Source organism: Marinobacterium sp. xm-d-564 (assembly GCF_013283345.1).
In the GTDB taxonomy this organism is placed as follows: Bacteria; Pseudomonadota; Gammaproteobacteria; order Pseudomonadales; family Balneatricaceae; genus Marinobacterium_E.
In genome coordinates, this window is the sequence record NZ_WBYO01000020.1 from 1 (window position 1) to 1,629 (window position 1,629).

Consider the following 1,629-nt stretch of genomic DNA (forward strand, 5'->3'; position numbering starts at 1 on the left):
GTCTATGTGGTGTCATACCATCGGGCAGAACCAATAAAACAAGGGGTTTCATGCGCCTCGGTGTCACAATGGCGGTGACATAGGCCCCCTATCGGTCACTTTTCGGTGGCCCAGAGGGTACCCACGGGGGGGAGGCCGGGAAGGTTGACGTAGATATACCTACTCAGATTTTTGACCCATTTTTAGGTGCCCCCTTAAGGTACCCTGACATAGGCACAAGGAGTCGAACCTTGACTTTCAGTTTTGGAGACTGATGTGCTTCCCTTACACTATACCCATACAGGAGATTGGAGTGGTGGGGGCTGGCTGCCCCTGGCTACCCCTCATGCTCATTAAGCAATCTTTAGCAGCACCTTAAGGTACCCATTAGGTTCTCTTTAGCAGCACCTTTAAGGTACCCCTAAAGGTACCCTCTATATATACTATATAAGGTAATCTTCAGGGGCATCTTTACTTCTAGGGTGTCGGGTAATCTATCATGTTGGAAATCCATGTCTTTTCAGAGTGCCCAGAACGACGACCAAAAGGGTCTATGGCGTTCTCCATAAACCTCTCCAACTCCTTGTCGAGGGCATCCTGTCTGATCTGTTCGATCCCCTGTTCTTCATCTCTGGCCATGCTCTCGACCCAATAGGCGATAGCGATAGACAGAGCATCGAGGCGGTCGTCATGTCTCAGACAGCCCTTCTCTTTGGTGATCCTGGTCATCTGGTAGATCAGCATCTTGGATTGACGTACTGACTGCTCGTACTTCATGGCAGTCCGGTAGTCCTCCTCGATCACCTCAGGGGCGATTACCAGCTTGTGGTTCATCATCACGGGTTCGAGGGTATCGATGATGCGACGTTCCTTCTGGGTGGAGTGTCTCACCTCTTCGATCTGGCATCTATGGATACCGGCCATCACAGGCTTTAGGAGTTCCACGAACATACCATCACCGAAGTTGCTTTCGACGACCACATGGTTCACCTTGTGCTTCTTGGCGATGTGCGAGAGTTCCACCAGAGTGTCCTTGTCGTAGCCACCCTGCAGGCCACCCGCTTGGGGCACGTAGAGGTACCCGTTGATCATCTTCACCACCGCATAGCCGGTCTCGTCAGCGCCCCTACCAGAGGGGTCGATAGCGAGCACCGAGCCAGTGAAGTCTGCGGTGATGTCTCCGACGTTCATCGGGGGATACATCTTGTCTCCACGCATGGCGACGTTGGGGAGGTCCTTGTACTGGCGTTCCTCAATGGGACCCCACTGCAGTTTGAGAGGGGCAGTTTCGAGGTCCATCGGCATGACGATCAGATCGCGTACCTTCAGGGGGAACCTTTCGAGGTCACTGAGGGCGGTCGAGAGCATGAACTGCATCGCGAACCCGGCTTTGCCGTAGGAGGCCTCACGCTCGATCAGGTCAGCATCGTCAAAACGCTTGGGATCGGTAGGCTGTCCTTCGTCATACGGGAGTTGCTTGATGTATTCGGCCAGAGTGTCACCGTACATCTCCCGCATCTTCTCGTTTGGCATCCGAGCGGGCCAGATTTGGACCTTATAGCCACGATCAGGCAGCTTGGAGTACAGCGAGTCCTCGGTCTGAGGGGTCCCTAGAAAGACCACACGGGAGCCGGAGAGTGGCTTGAGGAT

The 1,629-nt window shown here is 54.0% G+C and carries 1 protein-coding gene and 1 tRNA gene; both read right to left on the bottom strand.

Features of this window, described 5'->3' with window-relative positions:
- Positions 1-208: 208 nt before the first annotated feature.
- Positions 209-279: transfer RNA gene (locus XMD564_RS11265), tRNA-Trp, on the bottom strand.
- Positions 280-456: 177 nt separating this feature from the next.
- Positions 457-1,629 (bottom strand): phage terminase large subunit (gene terL / locus XMD564_RS11270; protein WP_173508356.1); only part of this gene is annotated, 1,173 nt, incomplete at its 5' end.